Origin of the sequence: Knoellia sp. S7-12, assembly GCF_040518285.1 — a bacterium.
Taxonomy (GTDB): Bacteria; Actinomycetota; Actinomycetes; order Actinomycetales; family Dermatophilaceae; genus Knoellia.
Window position 1 is genome coordinate 2,888,435 of record NZ_CP155449.1, and the last position, 16,896, is coordinate 2,905,330.

Annotated in this window: 14 protein-coding genes; 5 read left to right on the forward strand and 9 right to left on the reverse strand. The window is 68.3% G+C overall.

The features are described from left to right. Positions 1–143: 143 nt before the first annotated feature. A complete protein-coding gene (locus V6K52_RS13945; RefSeq protein ID WP_353950713.1) occupies positions 144–578 on the forward strand; it encodes a hypothetical protein in 435 nt (144 codons plus the stop codon). A 155-nt stretch (positions 579–733) separates the two neighbouring features. Further along, a complete protein-coding gene (locus tag V6K52_RS13950) occupies positions 734–1,600 on the forward strand; it encodes a DDE-type integrase/transposase/recombinase (RefSeq protein ID WP_353950714.1) in 867 nt (288 codons plus the stop codon). A 452-nt stretch (positions 1,601–2,052) separates the two neighbouring features. Here the strand turns inward: V6K52_RS13950 and V6K52_RS13955 are convergent, their stop codons facing one another. Continuing rightward, positions 2,053–2,379 (reverse strand): HU family DNA-binding protein, encoded by a 327-nt coding sequence (locus V6K52_RS13955; protein WP_353950715.1) that lies wholly within the window; start codon positions 2,377–2,379, stop codon positions 2,053–2,055. A gap of 123 nt (positions 2,380–2,502) precedes the next feature. Further along, the gene (gene serA / locus V6K52_RS13960) at positions 2,503–4,089 is read right to left on the reverse strand and encodes a phosphoglycerate dehydrogenase (RefSeq protein ID WP_353950716.1); all 1,587 of its coding nucleotides are present in this window, start codon (positions 4,087–4,089) and stop codon (positions 2,503–2,505) included. A gap of 187 nt (positions 4,090–4,276) precedes the next feature. Here serA and V6K52_RS13965 point away from each other — a divergent pair, with 187 nt between their 5' ends. Both V6K52_RS13965 and V6K52_RS13970 read left to right on the forward strand, forming a co-directional pair. Continuing rightward, positions 4,277–5,059 carry an SDR family oxidoreductase gene (locus tag V6K52_RS13965; RefSeq protein ID WP_353950717.1) on the forward strand — a complete coding sequence of 261 codons (783 nt, stop codon included), beginning with the start codon at positions 4,277–4,279 and terminating at the stop codon, positions 5,057–5,059. Continuing rightward, a complete protein-coding gene (locus V6K52_RS13970) occupies positions 5,056–5,547 on the forward strand; it encodes a hypothetical protein (protein WP_353950718.1) in 492 nt (163 codons plus the stop codon). Before V6K52_RS13965 ends, V6K52_RS13970 begins: the two co-directional genes overlap by 4 nt. Here V6K52_RS13970 and V6K52_RS13975 read toward each other — a convergent pair. Next, positions 5,507–5,983: a VTT domain-containing protein gene (locus V6K52_RS13975; RefSeq protein ID WP_353950719.1), complete on the reverse strand. Its 477-nt coding sequence runs from the start codon at positions 5,981–5,983 to the stop codon at positions 5,507–5,509. The genes V6K52_RS13970 and V6K52_RS13975 overlap by 41 nt on opposite strands. A 4-nt stretch (positions 5,984–5,987) precedes the next feature. Next, the gene (locus tag V6K52_RS13980) at positions 5,988–10,142 is read right to left on the reverse strand and encodes a BTAD domain-containing putative transcriptional regulator (RefSeq protein ID WP_353950720.1); all 4,155 of its coding nucleotides are present in this window, start codon (positions 10,140–10,142) and stop codon (positions 5,988–5,990) included. A gap of 183 nt (positions 10,143–10,325) precedes the next feature. On the opposite strand from V6K52_RS13980, the gene V6K52_RS13985 reads away from it, so the two are divergent. Then, the gene (locus V6K52_RS13985) at positions 10,326–10,658 is read left to right on the forward strand and encodes a hypothetical protein (RefSeq protein WP_353950721.1); all 333 of its coding nucleotides are present in this window, start codon (positions 10,326–10,328) and stop codon (positions 10,656–10,658) included. A gap of 111 nt (positions 10,659–10,769) precedes the next feature. Here the strand turns inward: V6K52_RS13985 and ilvC are convergent, their stop codons facing one another. The 5 genes from ilvC to V6K52_RS14010 all read right to left on the reverse strand — a co-directional run bounded on the left by ilvC (position 10,770) and on the right by V6K52_RS14010 (position 16,881). Further along, on the reverse strand, positions 10,770–11,801 hold the full coding sequence (gene ilvC / locus V6K52_RS13990) for a ketol-acid reductoisomerase (protein ID WP_353950722.1): 1,032 nt from the start codon (positions 11,799–11,801) through the stop codon (positions 10,770–10,772). A 77-nt stretch (positions 11,802–11,878) separates the two neighbouring features. Then, complete coding sequence (gene ilvN / locus V6K52_RS13995) at positions 11,879–12,391, reverse strand: acetolactate synthase small subunit (protein WP_353950723.1); 513 nt, start codon at positions 12,389–12,391, stop codon at positions 11,879–11,881. Beyond that, positions 12,391–14,286, reverse strand: a complete 1,896-nt coding sequence (locus tag V6K52_RS14000; RefSeq protein WP_353950724.1) for an acetolactate synthase large subunit — start codon at positions 14,284–14,286, stop codon at positions 12,391–12,393. The genes ilvN and V6K52_RS14000 overlap by 1 nt, the downstream gene beginning before the upstream one ends. Before the next feature lie 265 nt (positions 14,287–14,551). Next, positions 14,552–15,178 carry a hypothetical protein gene (locus V6K52_RS14005; protein WP_353950725.1) on the reverse strand — a complete coding sequence of 209 codons (627 nt, stop codon included), beginning with the start codon at positions 15,176–15,178 and terminating at the stop codon, positions 14,552–14,554. After that, a complete protein-coding gene (locus V6K52_RS14010; RefSeq protein WP_353950726.1) occupies positions 15,175–16,881 on the reverse strand; it encodes a PHP domain-containing protein in 1,707 nt (568 codons plus the stop codon). Before V6K52_RS14010 ends, V6K52_RS14005 begins: the two co-directional genes overlap by 4 nt. Positions 16,882–16,896 lie beyond the last annotated feature (15 nt).

Consider the following 16,896-nt stretch of genomic DNA (forward strand, 5'->3'; position numbering starts at 1 on the left):
TCTCGCGATCCGGGACGGCTGGCTCACCATGCGGGCACCCCCAAGAACGACTGATTGCGCAGAACGTCCCCGCACTTTTCGGGTCCACCCTCTACGACAGGCTGGTTGTGAGTCATTCATGATCAGCGAGGGAGTTGGCGAGTGTGTCGATCAGTCCGGGGTTCACGAGGGAGCAGATCCGTGAGTTCGTGCATGAGTACGAGCTCCAGCCGTATGGGCGGAAACGGGTTTGGGTCGAGGGTCAGGGGTTCTCCTATGACCGTCTGCGGCGTTGGCGGCTGGCGGTGTTCGAGGGGGATCTCGACCGGGGGCTGATCCCGCGAGAGGGTGGTGCTGTGACAGTCCCACCAGAGAAACGCACCGGCATCGAGAGGCAGCGCGCCAGGGAGCGCGCTAAGCAGGAGGCCGAGCTCGCGCGTTTGAACACGCGGGTGCGGGAGTTGGAGGAGACCAACGCCGCGCTGGGAAAAGCTATCGGGCTCTTGCATCAGATGAGCGAGCAAGAGCCCGCCGTGAACCCGCCGACGACCGATCCGCCCGATTCCTCGACGCAGAAAACGACCTCGTCGGACAGTTGACGGCGATCACCAGGTCGCAGCGGCAGGCGCTCGACCTGGCCGGGGTGTCTCGATCAACGTGGCACTACCGGTCGAATCCACGGGTGCGGGTCGCTGACCCGATACTGCACAGGGATCGGGCGTATCCATCGCGGATCAACGATGCCGACCGTGCCGTGGTCAAGGCGAGGATCACGGCCGGCTGGGCGGACGGGCACTCGGTGGATCACTCGTTCGCGTCCTCGTGGGATGACGGGGTGATGCTCGCCTCCCGCCGTTCGTGGTGGCGGATCGCCCGAAGCGTCGAGGACCAGTCGACCCGTCCGGTCGTGCCCACTCGACGCGGCAACAGCGACCGGACGCCGCGCGAAGCGCCGGTGCTGGAAGCGACCGGCCCCGGGCAGGTCTGGAGCTGGGACATCACCGATCTGCGTACCCCGTGGCGTGGTGTCGCGTTCAAGGCGTACTCGATCATCGACATTTTCTCCCGCAAGCTCGTCGGCTGCAGGGTCGAGGAACGTGAGGTCGATGAGCTGGCCGTCGAGATGTTCGAGGATGCGTTCGGCCAGCACGGGATCCCCGACGCCGTGCACGCCGACTCCGGGCCGGCGATGCGTTCCGGAGTGCTGAAAGACCTCCTGGGCAACCTCGGCGTCACGCAGACCCATAACCGGCCGCGAGTGAGCAATGACAACCCGTTTTCCGAGTCGGAGTTCCGCACCATGAAGTACCGGCCGAACTATCCCGGCACCTTCGAGACGATCGAGCAGGCCCGCGCCTACATGGACTGGTACGTGCCTTGGTACAACCAGAACCACAAACACTCCGGGATCGCACTGTTCGCTCCGGACGAGGTCCACGACGGTACCTGGCGTGAGTCCTGGGCCCAGCGGGACGCGACCCAGCAGGCGTACTACGAACAGCACCCCGAGCGGTTTCGTCATCGACCCTGCAACCCCACGCCAGCTGGGACCGTCGGCATCAACCTCAAGAAGGACGAAGACAGCCCCGCCACAGAGACCGAACGACTCCACGCAGCTTGACATCGCCCGCCAAGACCCAGTGCGGGGACGTTTTGCGCAATAAGTCGTGTGACTCAGGCGTCGGTGTGGTCCTGGTCGCGCAGGTCCAACGACTCCTGCAGTGCCCGCTGTGCTGCCTTGGCTTCTTCGCTCATGAGATGTCCATCCTTCAAAAAGTTTGTGGTTGTGGGCCAGATCGGTCGGCTCGAGCCTGTGGTGGAGGCGAACCGGTCAGCGGGCGTCGCAGGGTCTCCGCGACGAGGGAGCTGACTACCGAACCTCGCCGCGGCTGGCAATGAGAAGTCGTACCTGCCGCTGCATGTCTTCGAGGTTATGAGGACGTCCAACTATCGGGAAGAGGGTGCTCACGCATTGAGACGCCGTCTCAGCCCTGTGCACGCCCACCGGTCCCGAACGCACGTATGCCGTGTGCCCACCGGAGTGGGCACACGGCACAGGTGATGGGGCGTTGGTCAGCTCTTGGCGAGCTTGCGCTTGAGCTCGGCGGCCGGCTTGAACGCGGCAGCAGTGCTGGCAGCGATCTCGAGGGCCTCGCCGGTCTGCGGGTTGCGACCGGTGCGCGCAGCGCGCTCGCGCGTCTCGAAGATGCCGAAGCCGGGCAGCGACACCTTGTCACCGGCGACGAGCGCGTCGGTGATGGCGCCGAGGACTGCATCGATGGCGCGATCGGCGTCAGCAGCGCTGACCTCGGCGCTCTCGGCAACCTTGTTCTTGAGATCCGTACGGTTCACAAACCCTCCTGGGTAAACGTGGTCATTGACGGCCCACGATAAGCACACGCACCGACATTCCTTGACATCGGCCAGATGCACGTATGCCGTGGGGTCGCCGTGGTAGGCGACCCCACGGCATACGCAGCGTGTGCCAGTTCCGTTGTGTCACAGCGGAACTCAGCTCAAAAATCACTCCACCAGGTCGACGACTCGCACGTCCGCCGAGAGCTCGGAAGCAATCGCCGTCACGACGTCGGCCGGGATCTTGTTGTCGACCGTCAGGGCCACCAGAGCGGCGCCGGCAGCGTCGTCACGGGCCACCTGCATGCCACCGATGTTGACGTCGGCCTCGCCGAGGAGCCGGCCAATGACGCCGACGACTCCGGGGCGGTCCTTGTAGGAGAAGAACGCCATGTGGTCACTGATCGGCACCTCGAGGTCGAAGCCGTTGATGCCGGTGAGCTTCTGGACCATCTTGGGGCCGGTGAGGGTGCCCGCGACGGAGACCGTCGTGCCGTCCGCGAGCGTGCCGCGCAGGATCGTGACGTTGCGGAACTCCTCGGAGACGGCGTCGGTCAGCAGGCGCACGTCACAGCCGCGCTCCTTGGCGAGCAGCGGTGCGTTGACATAGGTCACGGCGTCCTCGGTGACGTCGGTGAAGACACCCTTGAGGGCGGCGAGCTCCCAGACCGACACGTCGTGCTCGGTGATCTCACCGCGCACATCGACGTCGAGCTGGACCGGGACGGAGCCTGCGAGTCCGGTGAAGATGCGACCGAGCTTCTCGACCAGGTCGATCCCGGGGCGCACCTCCTCGGCGACAATGCCACCGGCGACGTTGACCGCGTCGGGGACGAGGTCTCCACCGAGCGCGAGGCGCACGGACTTGGCGACCGCGACGCCGGCCTTCTCCTGTGCCTCGTCGGTGGACGCACCGAGGTGCGGCGTGACGACGACGGACTCGAACTCGAAGAGCGGGCTCTCCGTGGTCGGCTCGGTCGCGAAGACGTCGATGCCGGCTCCGGCGACGAGCCCGTCACGCAATGCGTCGGCGAGTGCCTGCTCGTCGACGATGCCACCGCGCGCGGCGTTGATGATGCGCACCGACGGCTTGACCTTGCTGAAGGCGTCCTTGCCGAGGAGTCCGAGAGTCTCGGGCGACTTCGGGAGGTGGACGGTGATGAAGTCGGACTCGGCCAGCAGCTCGTCGAGGGTCACGAGGCGAGCACCCACCTGGCCGGCCTTCGCCGCCGAGACGTAGGGGTCGTAGGCAAGGATCTCCATGCCGAAACCCTTGAGCCGCTCGGCAACGAGCTGGCCGATGCGACCGAAGCCGACGACGCCGACCTTCTTGTCGAGCAGCTCGACACCGCCGTACTTGCTGCGCTTCCACGCACCGTTCTTGAGGGCCTCGTTGGCGGGCGCGATGTTGCGTGCGGTCGAGAGGAGCAGACCGACAGCGAGCTCAGCAGCACTGGTGATGTTGGACGTCGGGGCGTTGACGACCATAACGCCGGCCTGAGTCGCAGCGGGGACGTCGACGTTGTCGAGTCCGACGCCGGCGCGGGCGATGACCTTGAGGTTCTTCGCGGCCGCGATCGCCTCGGAGTCCATCTTGGTCGCCGAGCGGATGAGCACGGCATCGACGTCGGCGAGTGCCGGAAGGAGCTGGGACCGGTCGGATCCATCGATCTGGCGGATGTCGAAGTCCGGTCCCAGGGCGTCGATGGTGGCGGGGCTGAGTTCCTCGGCGATCAGGACGATCGGCTTGCTCACGTGCAGTCCTTACGGTTCGCGGGATGGGGTCCGCACGACACTGTGCGCAGGGCCGAGTCTAGAGCCGCGTTCAGCATGTGGATGGTGCCGCCCGCCATGTGACACGACAGCCGCGCTGCGCAGCCCAGTCAGGACGGCCGCAACGTCCTCGTGCCACCGCTGCCCGGTCACGAGCGAAGATGGACTCATGCGCATCGTCGTGACGGGTGGATCCGGTGACCTGGGTGGTCGCGTGGTCCGTCAGATCTCGGCCCGCGGACACGAGGCGGTGGCTGCGAGTCGGCGCACCGGCGTCAACCTCGCGACCGGCGATGGACTCGACTGCGTGCTCGAAGGCGTCGACGCCGTCATCCACTCAGCGTCATCACAGACCAAACCGCAAAGTGTCGACGTCGCCGGCGCGCGCCGGATCTGCGAGGCACTGCGACGCATCGGTTCGCCCGCCCACGTGGTCTCCATCTCCATCGTCGGTTCGGACCTCATCCCCTACGCCTACTACCGCGCCAAGGTCGACTCCGAACGCGTCCTGGAGGAGGCCGACGTGCCAGCCACCGTCCTGCGGGCCACCCAGTTCCACTCGCTGGCCGCCTTCTTCGGCACTGCTGGCCGAGTCGGACCCCTGACCTTCTCGATCGGCAACATGCGGATCCAGCCGGTCGACATCGACTGGGTCGCGCAGCGCCTCACCGACCACGCCACCGGACCTGCGCCGAGCGGCTACCGGCGGGCCACGGACATAGCCGGCCCCACGGCATACTCAGCGGATCAGATGGCCGAGATCCTCGCGACACACGACGGGCGCAAGCCGCCACGCGTCGTGCGCGTCCCTGCGTTGCTGCCGGTGATGCGCGGTTTTGCCAAGGGCGGAATCCTCCCCGGACCGGGCGCCGAGATCGGCGGACAGTCCTTCGAGGACTGGCTCAGAGGGCAGCCGACACCCATGCCTCGCCGATTCCACTCCCCCACGTGAGCGACGACGCCCACATCCTGGAGTCCGGGAAGGTGCCAACTCCGTTCTCCGCGGCCGAGATTCGTCAGGGATGCCCTGCCGGTCGCACGGTCGTAGTACGCGTCGAGGACGGCGACGGGGTGCGTCATCGGCTGAGTCGCTTCGCGCAGGTCGACAACGACGGAGCCCTCTTCGAGCGGGCCGACTGCGATGCCGAGGGCACGGCCGTCGGCGAGGTGACCGGGTCTCGGGTCAGTTGGCGTGACCTCCAAGGTCACGCGTCCTTCTCCTCGGCGTCCACGACTTGCGACGAGAGCAGCCTCGCGTTCCCTCTGGGCGTCGAGGATTGCCTGCGGTACGTCGTGAACGAGGGTGCAGACGAGACGACGTTCTGGTTCTCAGGACAACGACCGGGTATGCCGGTCAAGGTCACCTTCGGCCGTGGTGGTCAGGTCCTCAGCACGACGGTCATGGTGTCGGATCGGGTCGACGGGACGCCACGCGACTGAGCCACGTCGTCGATGCGGCGACGAGAACGGCGACTGCCAGCATCACGAGCAGCCACCACCGCGCACCGCCGGTGAGCGCTTCCCACAGGGCCACTCCCACCGAGGTGTAGAGCGACGCCCAGAGCAGGGAGCCGACGACGGTGGCCGGCAGGTAGTGCCTGAGCGGCATCCGCAGGGCTCCGGCCGCGGCGTTGATGAGCGTCTGGACGCCGACGGTGAGGAAACTCAGCGCGACCACGGGTGCGCCCCACCGGTCGACGAACGCCTCAGTGCGGATGACTGCGGGATGGTCGAGGTGCGCCGCCAAACGGGTCCGGGCTCCCCCGGCACGCAGACCACGGCCCGCCCAGTAGGTCCCGTTGGACCGCAGCATCGCGATGACGAAGAACGCGACGAAGACAGCCCACACGGGCCAGTCGTTCACGAGGTCGGTCACGCCCTCACCTTAGGGTCGGGCCGGCATCCCCTCGCAGCTGCTCCGGCGAGCAACCGGCCCGCACGGGAATGGTGCTTCCGAAGATGAGGCTCCACTCGTCAGCGGTGAGGTTGCGACCAGCCGTGCGGCAGGCATGACGCACCCAGCTTTCCCTCGTGGTGTCCCACCGCTGGACCGATCCGTCACCGCTCGCGAGCAGGAGGATGTGTCCGCCCGGCTCGAAGATCGCCGACGACGGCACCCCGACCCGCCCGACCGTCACGCTCTCGCCCTTCGATCCCGACCGCCCGTTCCACAGACGCACCCGGCCGTCCTCCCCACTGCTCACGAGCAGGGCACCATCCGAGGAGAAGTCCACGCGAAGGACGTACCCCTGATGCTGACCCTCCAGCGGCTCCTTGACCCAGCTCCCGTCCGTGAGATCGAGGATGCCCACCTCGCCTTGATCGCCCCCGAGGGCGAGCAGCTCTCCATCCGGCGAGACGTCGGCGTGGGTGACTTCCATGGGGAGCCGGTGTGTGGCCACAGTTTTCCCGTCGCGCAGGTTCACGAGCGAGTGGACGGTTCCGGTGGAGTCGGTGGACGTGAAGGCGCTCGCCATGCCGGGTCCCGCCCAGATGACCACGTGGAGGTCGCCATCGACCTCGACGCGCGGACCGACGGGCTTCAGCGTCTCGGCGTCAACCTCGTAGACCACCCCGAAGCGTTCCCCGACGATGAGGCGGCGTCCGTCGGGCGCGTACGCCAGGGCCTCGATCGGCCCCTCGTCCACCTCCTCCTCCAGGACTGTGGCGCGGCTTTGCCAGTCCCAAACGCGAATGCTCCGATCACCGGGCACAGCAAGGTGGTCGTGCTCCGGAGGCCGCCACACGCCCCAGTTCCGGTAGCTCCCCTCCACGGGGCCGAGGAGTCGGCCCGTTTCCACGTCGAGGAACGTGATGGTGTCGGCCCCGGGCGCGCTCGACATGAACGCCACCACATCACCGTCCGGGGCAGGCATCACGAGGTCCTCGCCGACGAGCCCCGGGCCCAGTTCGGCGCGCAGGCGCGGGATCGCCCGGCGGTCCCCTGCGATGTCCCACGCGCTGAGTCGTCGGTCGTTGGTCAGCGTGTAGACCGTGCGCCCGTCCGCCGCGAAGGCGACCTCGTTGACCGCCTCGGACAACCCGTCCAGCTGCTCGCGACCCGGCCCCTGCACCTCCCACACCGTGAACGCCCGCTCGTCGGACCCTCCTGCCAACTGGCGACCGTCGCGGGAGAAGGCCAGCGAGATGGTCTCTCCGACCGGGTTGGCCATGCGCCGCTCGACGGCGAGGGTGGTGGTGTCGACCAGGCTGACCTCTGCACCACCCACTGCGAGCGTCCGTCCATCCGGGCTGATCGCCAAGGGTTCGCTGACGCCAGCGCTGGGGGGCAGGACGCGCGCCTCCGCCACGGGCGCAACGGCGATGCGGCGGCCCGTCGCGACGTCATGAACCGCCACGGTCGGGACCGGCAGCGGGAGGTGCACGTAGATCCGGCTGCCGTCCGGGCTCAGCGCGAAGTCGGTGATCTCCAGGTTCAGAAGGGAGGCCAGCGGGGTGGTTCCTCGCCAGGCCAGCACGTGGTGGCCGCGACCGTTCTCGGGGGACACCCCCGCCACGATGACGCTGCCGTCGGCGCTGGTCTCGAGGCCCCACGACGGACGGCCGTGCGGGGAGCGCAGCAGGACCCGTTCTCCTGACTCCGGATTGACGATGGCGACGGTTCCGTCCTCGTCGGCGACCACGACTCGTCCTCCGCTCGGGAGGACCGCGAGGCTCGTGGACGCTCCTGCCCCCGTGACCCGATCCGCGAGGGTCACCGGGTCGACCACGGTGAGTTCTTCTTCCTGGCCCACTACGACGCTGCCGTCGGCTGCCACGGCGACGTCGCGGGCGGCCCCAAAGTTTCGCGACGCCAGGAGCGCGGGCCAGCGCGTCAGCGCGGTGAGCAGAGCCCGCCGGGTGTCGGGGCCGTCACGCAGGCGCAGCGCCTCCACCGCCGTGAGGAGTGCGACCGTGGGGTCGGTCGACTCGAGGGATGCGGACACGGCGGTGGCAGCCCGCTGCGCGAGGGCGGCCTCGGCAGCACGCCCTTGCTGGACTACGGCGACCCCGGCGATGGATGCAGTCACAAGGAGCACGGTGACGAGGCCAGCCACCAGCACCCGCGTCGTGCGACGATGCCGGCGGTGGCGCAGCTCCTCCGCCGCCTCCTGCTCCCTCACGGCACGGTCGACCTGTTCAGAGGCCTCCAGGAACGCCTCCTCGGTCGAGGTCAGGGAGCCGGACGCGCGAGCACGCCACTCGACGGCTCTCGACAGCCTGACCCCGCGATAGAGCTCGCTCTCCGGTTGTCCGAGACCGTCCCAGCTGTCCGCGGCGGCCGCGAGGTGGCGCAGGATGCGCTGCCCCTCGACATCGTCCTCGAGCCACGCCCGAAGCCGCGGCCACGCTCGAGCGAGGGATTCGTGTGCCACGGCCACCCCACCCTCGGCGACCGTCAGCAGGCGAGCGCGGGCCAGCAGCTCCACGAGACCGCGCCCGGCATCGGGGGTCAGCTGGCGCAGCGGCACCCAGACCCTAACGGGGTCGCCGTCCGGAGTGACGGTCACGAGGCGCAACAGGAGATCACGAAGCGACGTCTGGCCGCCCACGTCGAGTTCGTCGTACACACCCTCAGCGGTCTGGGCAACGGCTCCCGCGATGCCCCCCGAGTCGCGGTAGCCCGCCACCGTGAGGGTGCGTCCTTCGCGGCGCTGCCACGTCTGCTCGAGCGCGTGCGCCATGAGAGGAAGCGCCCCCGGTGCGTCGAGGACCTCGCCAACCAGCATGTCGACCAGACCGGGTTCGAGGATGAGCGCTGCTTCAGCGGCCGGGCCCTCGACCGCCACTCTGAGGTCGGCCTCCCCCATGGGTCCCAGGAGGTAGAGCCCGCGCTCGACGAGCCGGGACAGGTCGGCGTGGCCCGCGATGTCGCCAAGGTGGTCGGCACGCAGGGTCAGGACGAGACGCCCGGATCGGCTCTGCTCGATGAGGCAGTCGATGAGCTCGTCACGGGCCTCGTCGTCGCACGCCGCCAGCACTTCCTCGAACTGGTCCACCACGAGGGTGCCCCGCCACTTCGAGGCGACGACTGCCCGCAGACCAGCGGCGGGGTCCGGGCCGGGGGCGAGGATCTCGACAGGGCGTTGGCTGCGACGGAGCGAGGCACCGACTCCTGCGCGCACCAGCGACGACTTGCCGCTGCCGGAGGGACCCACGACGACCAGCACTCCCTCCGAATCAAGGCGCGAGAGACAGGCGCTGAGGTCAGACCCCCGACCGAAATAGAGCTCGCCCTCAGCCACGTCGAAGGACCGCAGCCCCGGGTACGGACACTCGGGCGAAGGCTCCGGGAGTGCCACGGCGGCCACGAGGGAGGAGTCCTGCCGCAGCATGGCCTCCTCCAACTTCACGATCTCAGCCCCCGGGTCAAGGCCGAGCTCGTCGGCCAGCCGTCGACGGGCGCCCCTCAGGGTCTCGAGGGCATCCGCCTGGTCGCCGGCAAGGTACTGCGCGAGGGCGAGCAACGCCCACCTGCGCTCCCGCAGAGGTTCCTGCGCGACCCTGCTCCGAGCCTCGGCGACCACCTCTGCATGGAGCCCGGCACGAAGGCTGGCATCGAGCACCGCCTCCTCCGCCTCGCGTCGGACCTCGTCAAGTCGCTCTGCCTCGAAGCGACCCGGCTCCCAGTCGGCGAGCTCGGCCAGGGCACGACCGCGCCACAACGCCAGCGCGTCGCGCAGGACGTGGCGTGCCCGGTCGGGGTCACCAGCTGCGAGGAGTTGGTGGCCCCGCTCGACGAGGTGGCCGAACCGCACCGCATCGATGGTGTCGCTGTTGTCGGCAAGGCGGTACCCGTGGGAGGTCGTCTCGACCGATCCGGTCCCGAGCACCTTGCGGATCCGCAGAATGCTGCTCGGAATGAGCTTCGTCCATGACGCCGGCGGCGAGTCACCCCACAGTGCGTCCGCCAGCTGTTCCGTGCTCAACGCCTTCCCCCCGGCCACCACCAGCGCCTCGAGGACGACCTGGTCACGCGGCGAGAGTGCCGCGCGGTCGTCGACGAGGAGCGGACCGAGCACAGCGATGCCCATGGCTCAATGTCCGCCCACGACCGAGACCTGTCAACGGGCCCGATACCAAGCCGATATCGGGTGAGCGTCCAGGGGCGACACCCGACGCCCTGTCGATACCGGCCTCCGGTCCGATGGTCCACAAGCCACCCCGACCGGGGCGGTTCCGGGCCGGATCACCGGCCAGCCACGAAAGGACGCGTCATGCGCCACAGCACCAGCACACGGCGGGCCGCAGCAGCGGTCGCCGCCACTGCCCTCGCCGGACTCATCACCATCACACCGGCCCACTCGGAGGCGGGCCCGGGCGACGACGGAGTCATCACCCCGGCAGAAGTCCGGGTGTGGGAGAACGAGCACAGCCTCACCCCCGGGGGCGGTGGTGGGGCCCCCGCTCCGAAGTCCCCGACGCTCACCATCGACGACAACGCCGTCGAGTACCTCCAGGTCGGGCTGGGGGCCCTGGCGGGCATCGCCCTCGCGGGAGGTGTCGCGGCCAGCGCTGCGCGTCACCGCAACCACGCCCACCCGGCGTGAGCACGCGCCGTTCGCGGACGGCATACGCCAGAGCTGGTCGAGAGGAGAGAACACGTCGCATGGGCCCGGGCCCATGCGGCGTTTCTCTCCTCTCGACTGCTTGTGCTGGGGTCAGCGGGCGGCGGAACCCTCGACGTAGTCGCTGTCCGTGTCGGACTTGACCCAGGACATGAGCTTGCGCAGCTCCTTGCCCGTGGCCTCGATCGGGTGCTGTGCACCCTTCTCGCGCAGAGCTTTGAACTCGGCACCGCCGGCATCCTGGTCCTCGATGAAGCGCTTGGCGAACGCGCCGTTCTTGATGTCGGCGAGGACGGCCTGCATGTTCTCCTTGACCGACGGGTCGATGACGCGAGGGCCGGAGACGTAGTCGCCGTACTCCGCCGTGTCGGAGACCGACCAGCGTTGCTTGGCGATGCCGCCCTCGACCATGAGGTCGACGATGAGCTTGAGCTCGTGCAGGACCTCGAAGTAGGCGATCTCGGGCTGGTAGCCCGCCTCGGTGAGCGTCTCGAAGCCATACATGACGAGCTGCGAGGCGCCACCACACAGGACGGCCTGCTCACCGAAGAGGTCGGTCTCGCACTCCTCCGTGAAGGTCGTCTTGATCCCGCCGGCCCGCAGGCCACCGATGGCCTTGGCGTAGGACTTCGCGAGGTCCCACGCCGTGCCGGACGGGTCCTGCTCGACGGCGAGGAGCACGGGGACACCGCGGCCGTCGACGTACTCGCGACGCACGAGGTGTCCGGGACCCTTGGGCGCGACCATGATGACGTCGGAGCCGGGCTCGGGCTGGATGTAGTCGAAGCGGATGTTGAAGCCGTGACCAAAGAGGAGCGCCGCGCCGTCCTTGAGGTTGGGCTTGATCTCGTTGGCGTAGACCGTGCGCTGCACCTGGTCGGGCGTGAGGATGACGACGAGGTCGGCGTCCTTGACCGCGTCAGACACGCTCGCGACCGGCAGGCCCTCGGCCTCGGCCTTGGCGCGGCTCTTGGAGCCCTCGGCGAGGCCGACGCGAACGTCAACTCCGCTGTCGCGCAGGCTCAGTGCGTGGGCGTGGCCTTGGCTGCCGTATCCGATGACAGCGACCTTGCGCCCCTGGATGATCGACAGGTCGGCGTCGTCGTCGTAGAACATCTCGGCCATGATTCGGATCTCCTCGTGTTGTTGCGATGTGGTCGTGAAAAACACTCCGGCGTATGCCGGGTGCTCAGGTGTGTGGGTCAGGCTCCGCGCAGGGCGCGGTCGGTGATGGAACGGGGACCCCGCCCGATGGCGACGATGCCGGACTGGACCAGCTCGCGCACCCCGTAGGGCTCGAGAACCCCGAGCAGTGCGGTGAGCTTCTCGCCGTGGCCGGTCGCCTCGATGGTCACGGACTCGGTCGCGACGTCGACGACCTTGGCACGGAACAGGTGGACGAGCTCGAGGACCTGGCTGCGCGTCGCCGCGTCGGCCCGCACCTTGATGAGCATGACCTGCCGCTGGACCGCCGAGTTGGCGTCGAGCTCGACGACCTTGAGCACCTCGACGAGCTTGTTGAGCTGCTTGGTCACCTGCTCGAGCGGGAGCTCGTCGACGTCGACGACGACGGTGATGCGCGAGATCTCCTGGTGCTCGGTCTCGCCCACGGCGAGCGAGTGGATGTTGAAGCCACGTCGCGCGAACAGTCCGGCGATGCGGGCCAGGACGCCGGGCTTGTTCTCGACGAGCACCGAGAGGGTGTGCTGCGACATCACTTGTCCTCACCTTCTGTCGACACGTCGGTGGTGCCTTCTTCGCTGTGGTCGGCATCTTCAGGCTGTGGGACTGCCTCCGACTCCTCGCGATCCCATTGCGGCGCAGTGTTCTTCGCGATCTGGATCGCGTCGTTGCTCACGCCCGCCGGGACCATCGGCCACACCATGGCATCCCGATGGACGACGAAGTCGACGACCACCGGGCGGTCGTTGATGGCCATGGCCTCGCGGATCGTGGCGTCCACGTCCTCGGGGCGTTCGCACCGCAGACCGGCACAGCCGTAGGCGTCGGCGAGTTTGACGAAGTCGGGGATGCGCTGTCCGTCGGCGGAGGTGTGCAGGTCGGTGTTGGAGTAGCGCTTGTCATAGAACAGCGACTGCCACTGGCGCACCATGCCCAGGCTGCTGTTGTTGATGACGGCGACCTTGATCGGGATGTTGTTGATGACGCAGGTCGCCAGCTCTTGGTTCGTCATCTGGAAGCAGCCGTCACCGTCGATGGCCCACACGGTGCGGTCGGGCTCGCCGACCTGGGCACCCATGGCGGCGGGGACGGCATACCCCATGGTCCCGAGCCCACCGGAGTTGAGCCACGCACGCGGACGTTCGTACTGCACGAACTGTGCGGCCCACATCTGGTGCTGGCCGACGCCAGCGACATAGATGGACTCCGGGCCGGCGATCGCGCTGAGCCGCTCGATGACGTATTGCGGAGCGAGGGTGCCGCCCTCGGGCTCCGTGTAGCCCAGCGGGAAGTCGCGCTTCCAGCCCTGCGTCCGCTCGCGCCACGCGGCGTAGTCGCCACCGCGACCGGCGTCGATGTCGGCGTCGACGGACGTGAGAAGGTCGACGAGGACGTCCTTGCACGAGCCGACGATGGGCACATCTGCTTGGCGGTTCTTGGAGATCTCGGCCGGGTCGATGTCGGCGTGAATCACCTTGGCCCCAGGGGCGAACGATGACAGCTGGCCGGTGACTCGGTCATCGAAGCGGGCGCCGAGAGTGATGAGCAGGTCGGACTTCTGCAGAGCCGTCACCGCGGCGACCGAGCCGTGCATCCCCGGCATACCGAGATGCAGTTCGTGGCTATCCGGGAGAGCGCCGCGAGCCATGAGGGTGGTCACGACGGGGATCTTGGTGAGCTCGACGAACTGACGCAGCTCCTCGCAGGCATCGGCACGGATGACCCCTCCACCGACATAGAGGACCGGTCGTTCGGCTGCGGCGATGAGCTTGGCCGCCTCACGGATCTGCTTCGCGTGAGGGCGTGTGACCGGGTGATAGCCGGGCAGGTCGATCCGGGGCGGCCACGAGAAGGTCGTCTTCGCCTGCAGTGCGTCCTTGCTGATGTCCACGAGCACCGGACCGGGGCGTCCGGTGAGAGCGATGTGGAACGCCTCGGCCAGGACGCGCGGGATCTGGGCCGCGTCGGTGACGAGGTAGTTGTGCTTCGTGATGGGCATCGTGATGCCGCGAATGTCGGCTTCCTGGAACGCATCCGTGCCGATGGACGCACTCGCGACCTGGCCGGTGATGGCCACGATCGGAACCGAATCCATGTGCGCGTCGGCCAGTGCCGTCACGAGGTTGGTGGCACCGGGACCGGAGGTGGCCATGCAGACGCCGACCTTGCCGGTGGCCGAGGCGTAGCCCTCGGCCGCGTGACCGGCGCCCTGCTCGTGACGGACGAGGATGTGGCGCACCTTGACCGAGTCGAGGAGCGGGTCGTAGGCCGGGAGGATCGCGCCCCCGGGGATCCCGAAGACGGTGTCGACGTCGAGGGCCTCGAGCGACAGTACGAGGCTCTGGGCTCCGGTCACCTCGAGGGGTGCCTTGGCTCGGGCCTGTTCGGCGAGCCGCGCCGGGGTGGGCGCTGCCTGGTTCTCGCTCACGTCGTCACCATCTTTGAGTCGAAGTTCGTCAAGCTTGCTTGCACTGCTCTGGGTTCTGTCTGTGGCCACAAAAAAACCCTCCCGTCCCACGTGCTGGGGGACGATGGAGGGAGGCGCCTGGCCGGACCTGTCAGGAGGGGCCGGGCGCCGAGAGAAGTACGAGAATTCGGGTCACAGGACGACTCTCCCTTCAGGCGTATGCCGTGTCAACGTGTGAGATGACACATCCCACCATCCGGATGGTCCATGGCCGAGCGAGGAGCCATCACTTGTCCTGGCAGCAGCGCTTGGGCGTCGGGGTCTCGAAGGGCACGAAGGTCCCGTCGGCGGCGGGTTGCACGTGGATCACCCAGTCGCCGAGGACGAGACGCGGGCGCACGAAGTCGCGAGTCGACACCACGGCAGAAGGACTCGGAGCATCGACACCTCCGATCACGACAACGGGAGCGACGAGGGTGAGTTGCGCAATCGTGACGTCACCCACGAGAGCTGCCCGGCCGGCATACCTGACAGAGCGGCCCTGGAGCCCCTCGCGCAGAGCGCGGCAGGCGGCCCGCGCACCCTCGACCAGCGGTTCGGGTCCGAAGGCTCCGCCGCGCTCGGACCACACGCCTGGCCCCTGTGCGGCGTGGAGATGTTCGCTGGAGCCGAACGGTCGGGCGAGCGCCGTGACGAGCTCCCCCATCGCCACGGCCGAGGTGACGTCGTGCGGGAGTGAGACGGCAATGGCTCCGCGCGCGCCCGTCGTTGTCACCACGGCGTGGGTCGTGATGCGCACGTCGTCACCGGCACCCACCTCGTCGAGGCGACGCGCGAGGACGTCGACGACTGGCTCAAGGTCGAGCTCGTCACCGATCCCGACGTCGACCCCGACGAGGTGGTGAGTTGTCACGCTCGTGGCAGGACGAAGATCGGGTTCGTATAGAACCAGAGGTCCTTCCACGGGTCGGCGTCGCCGACGACATCCATGGCCGGACCGGCCGGGTCGACCGCAGCGCCGTAGTAGCCGGCCTGCGTGCGCTTGCCGTCCGAGCCTCGCAGCCGGACATAGAAGCCGGTGTCGTCGATCTGTCCGAGGGGCACCACGAGCACAAGGGTGTTGTTGTCCTTGACCTCCCACGTCTTCATGACCGACGTGTGCGGCGTGTGGAAGACATCGCGGTCCTGCGCCGGACCGGTGACCCGTCCCTTGATGAGGTCGAGCTTGCGCAGCTGCGGCAGGAACTGCGCCCAGTTGGAGCGCTGCGCCGGCGTGATGCGGATGCGCAACTCGGCTGACTCGCCACGCTTCCCGGTGACGGCACCGCCGAGTCCGACCTCGCGGCCGCCGACGCGCACCGCGACGTCGACCTCCTCGATGAGCCGGCCGTGGTCGACCCAGACGTTGCCAGCGCGCAGACCGTCCATGAGACCGGCATACGAGTCGTGGTTCGCACCGACGTGGGTGCGACTGTAGAAGCCCGGGAAGTAGTCGCCCGCAGAGAAGTTCGGCGCACCGGAGTATTCCGGGTCGTTGTAGCGACCGTTGGCGTTGAAGTCGCTGCCGGCACCGCGCACGGCCGTGTCGAGGTAGTTGCTGTGGCTGTCGGAGTTCGCCGTGATCCACCAGGGCTTGCCCTCGGCGAGCAACGAGTCCCAGAGGCCGCCGACGGTGGCCGTGTAGAAGTCGAACCCACCCCAGGTCCGGTAGGACTCGAGCGGATAGGGCAGGAACGACCGGTCCGCGCTGGGAGCGTTGCCGTAGTAGCCGCGGGCGCTGCCGGGCCCGGGTGTCGTGGCCTTGAGTCCGGCGGCCTGGTGCCCGGGGGCGCCCTCCCAGCCGACCGCGATGCCCTTGGCGGCGTCACGCCAGGCACGCACCTCGTGAGGGCTGTCGACGCCGTTGCGGGCCGGGTGGTTGGCCAGCATGAGCGCGTCCTGGACCTTGCGGTCCGAGATGGCGGACTTGAGGAACTGCAGACCCTTGACCGCCTGGACCTCGTTGGCCGGGGTGTTGCCGCTCGTGCCGTTGACCGACCCGTCGTATGCCGTCTCGAAGGCCTTGAGGACCGCCACCTCGTTCGCTCCCGGGTGGACGAAGACGGTGCCGTGCTCGGCAGCAGGGATGTTCCACTCGAGCCCCTGGAAGACGAGCATCTCGGGGTGCTGCTCGCGCGAGCGCCGGATGTCGGGGTTGACCTTGTCGACGCCGATCTTGGCGTGGGTGGAGCCACCGTGGTCGGTGATCACGACCCAGTCGAGGCCGAAGGCGTCGGCGTGCTTGACCTGGTCCTCGACCGTGTAGAGACCGTCCGAGGAGTACTGGGTGTGGATGTGGTGGTCGCCGGCGAGCCACGCGCGGGGCTTGCGGGCCTTGCGGTCAGCGGTGTCCGAAACGTCAGCGGCAGCCGCGACGCCCGTCGACGTGACGAGGCTGGCCGTCGCCGCCCCTGCTCCGAGCACCCCCGCAGCTCGCAGGAAGTTGCGGCGACCCAGATCTCCCTGCGGCAGGTCCGCGTCGGAGATGGAGAGGTCGAGGGCGGGACCGACAGCGCTCTCGTGCGTGTGACCATGTCCGTGGTCGTGACCGTGCGTGTGTCCGTGCGTGTGGCTCATCGACAAAGTCCTCTC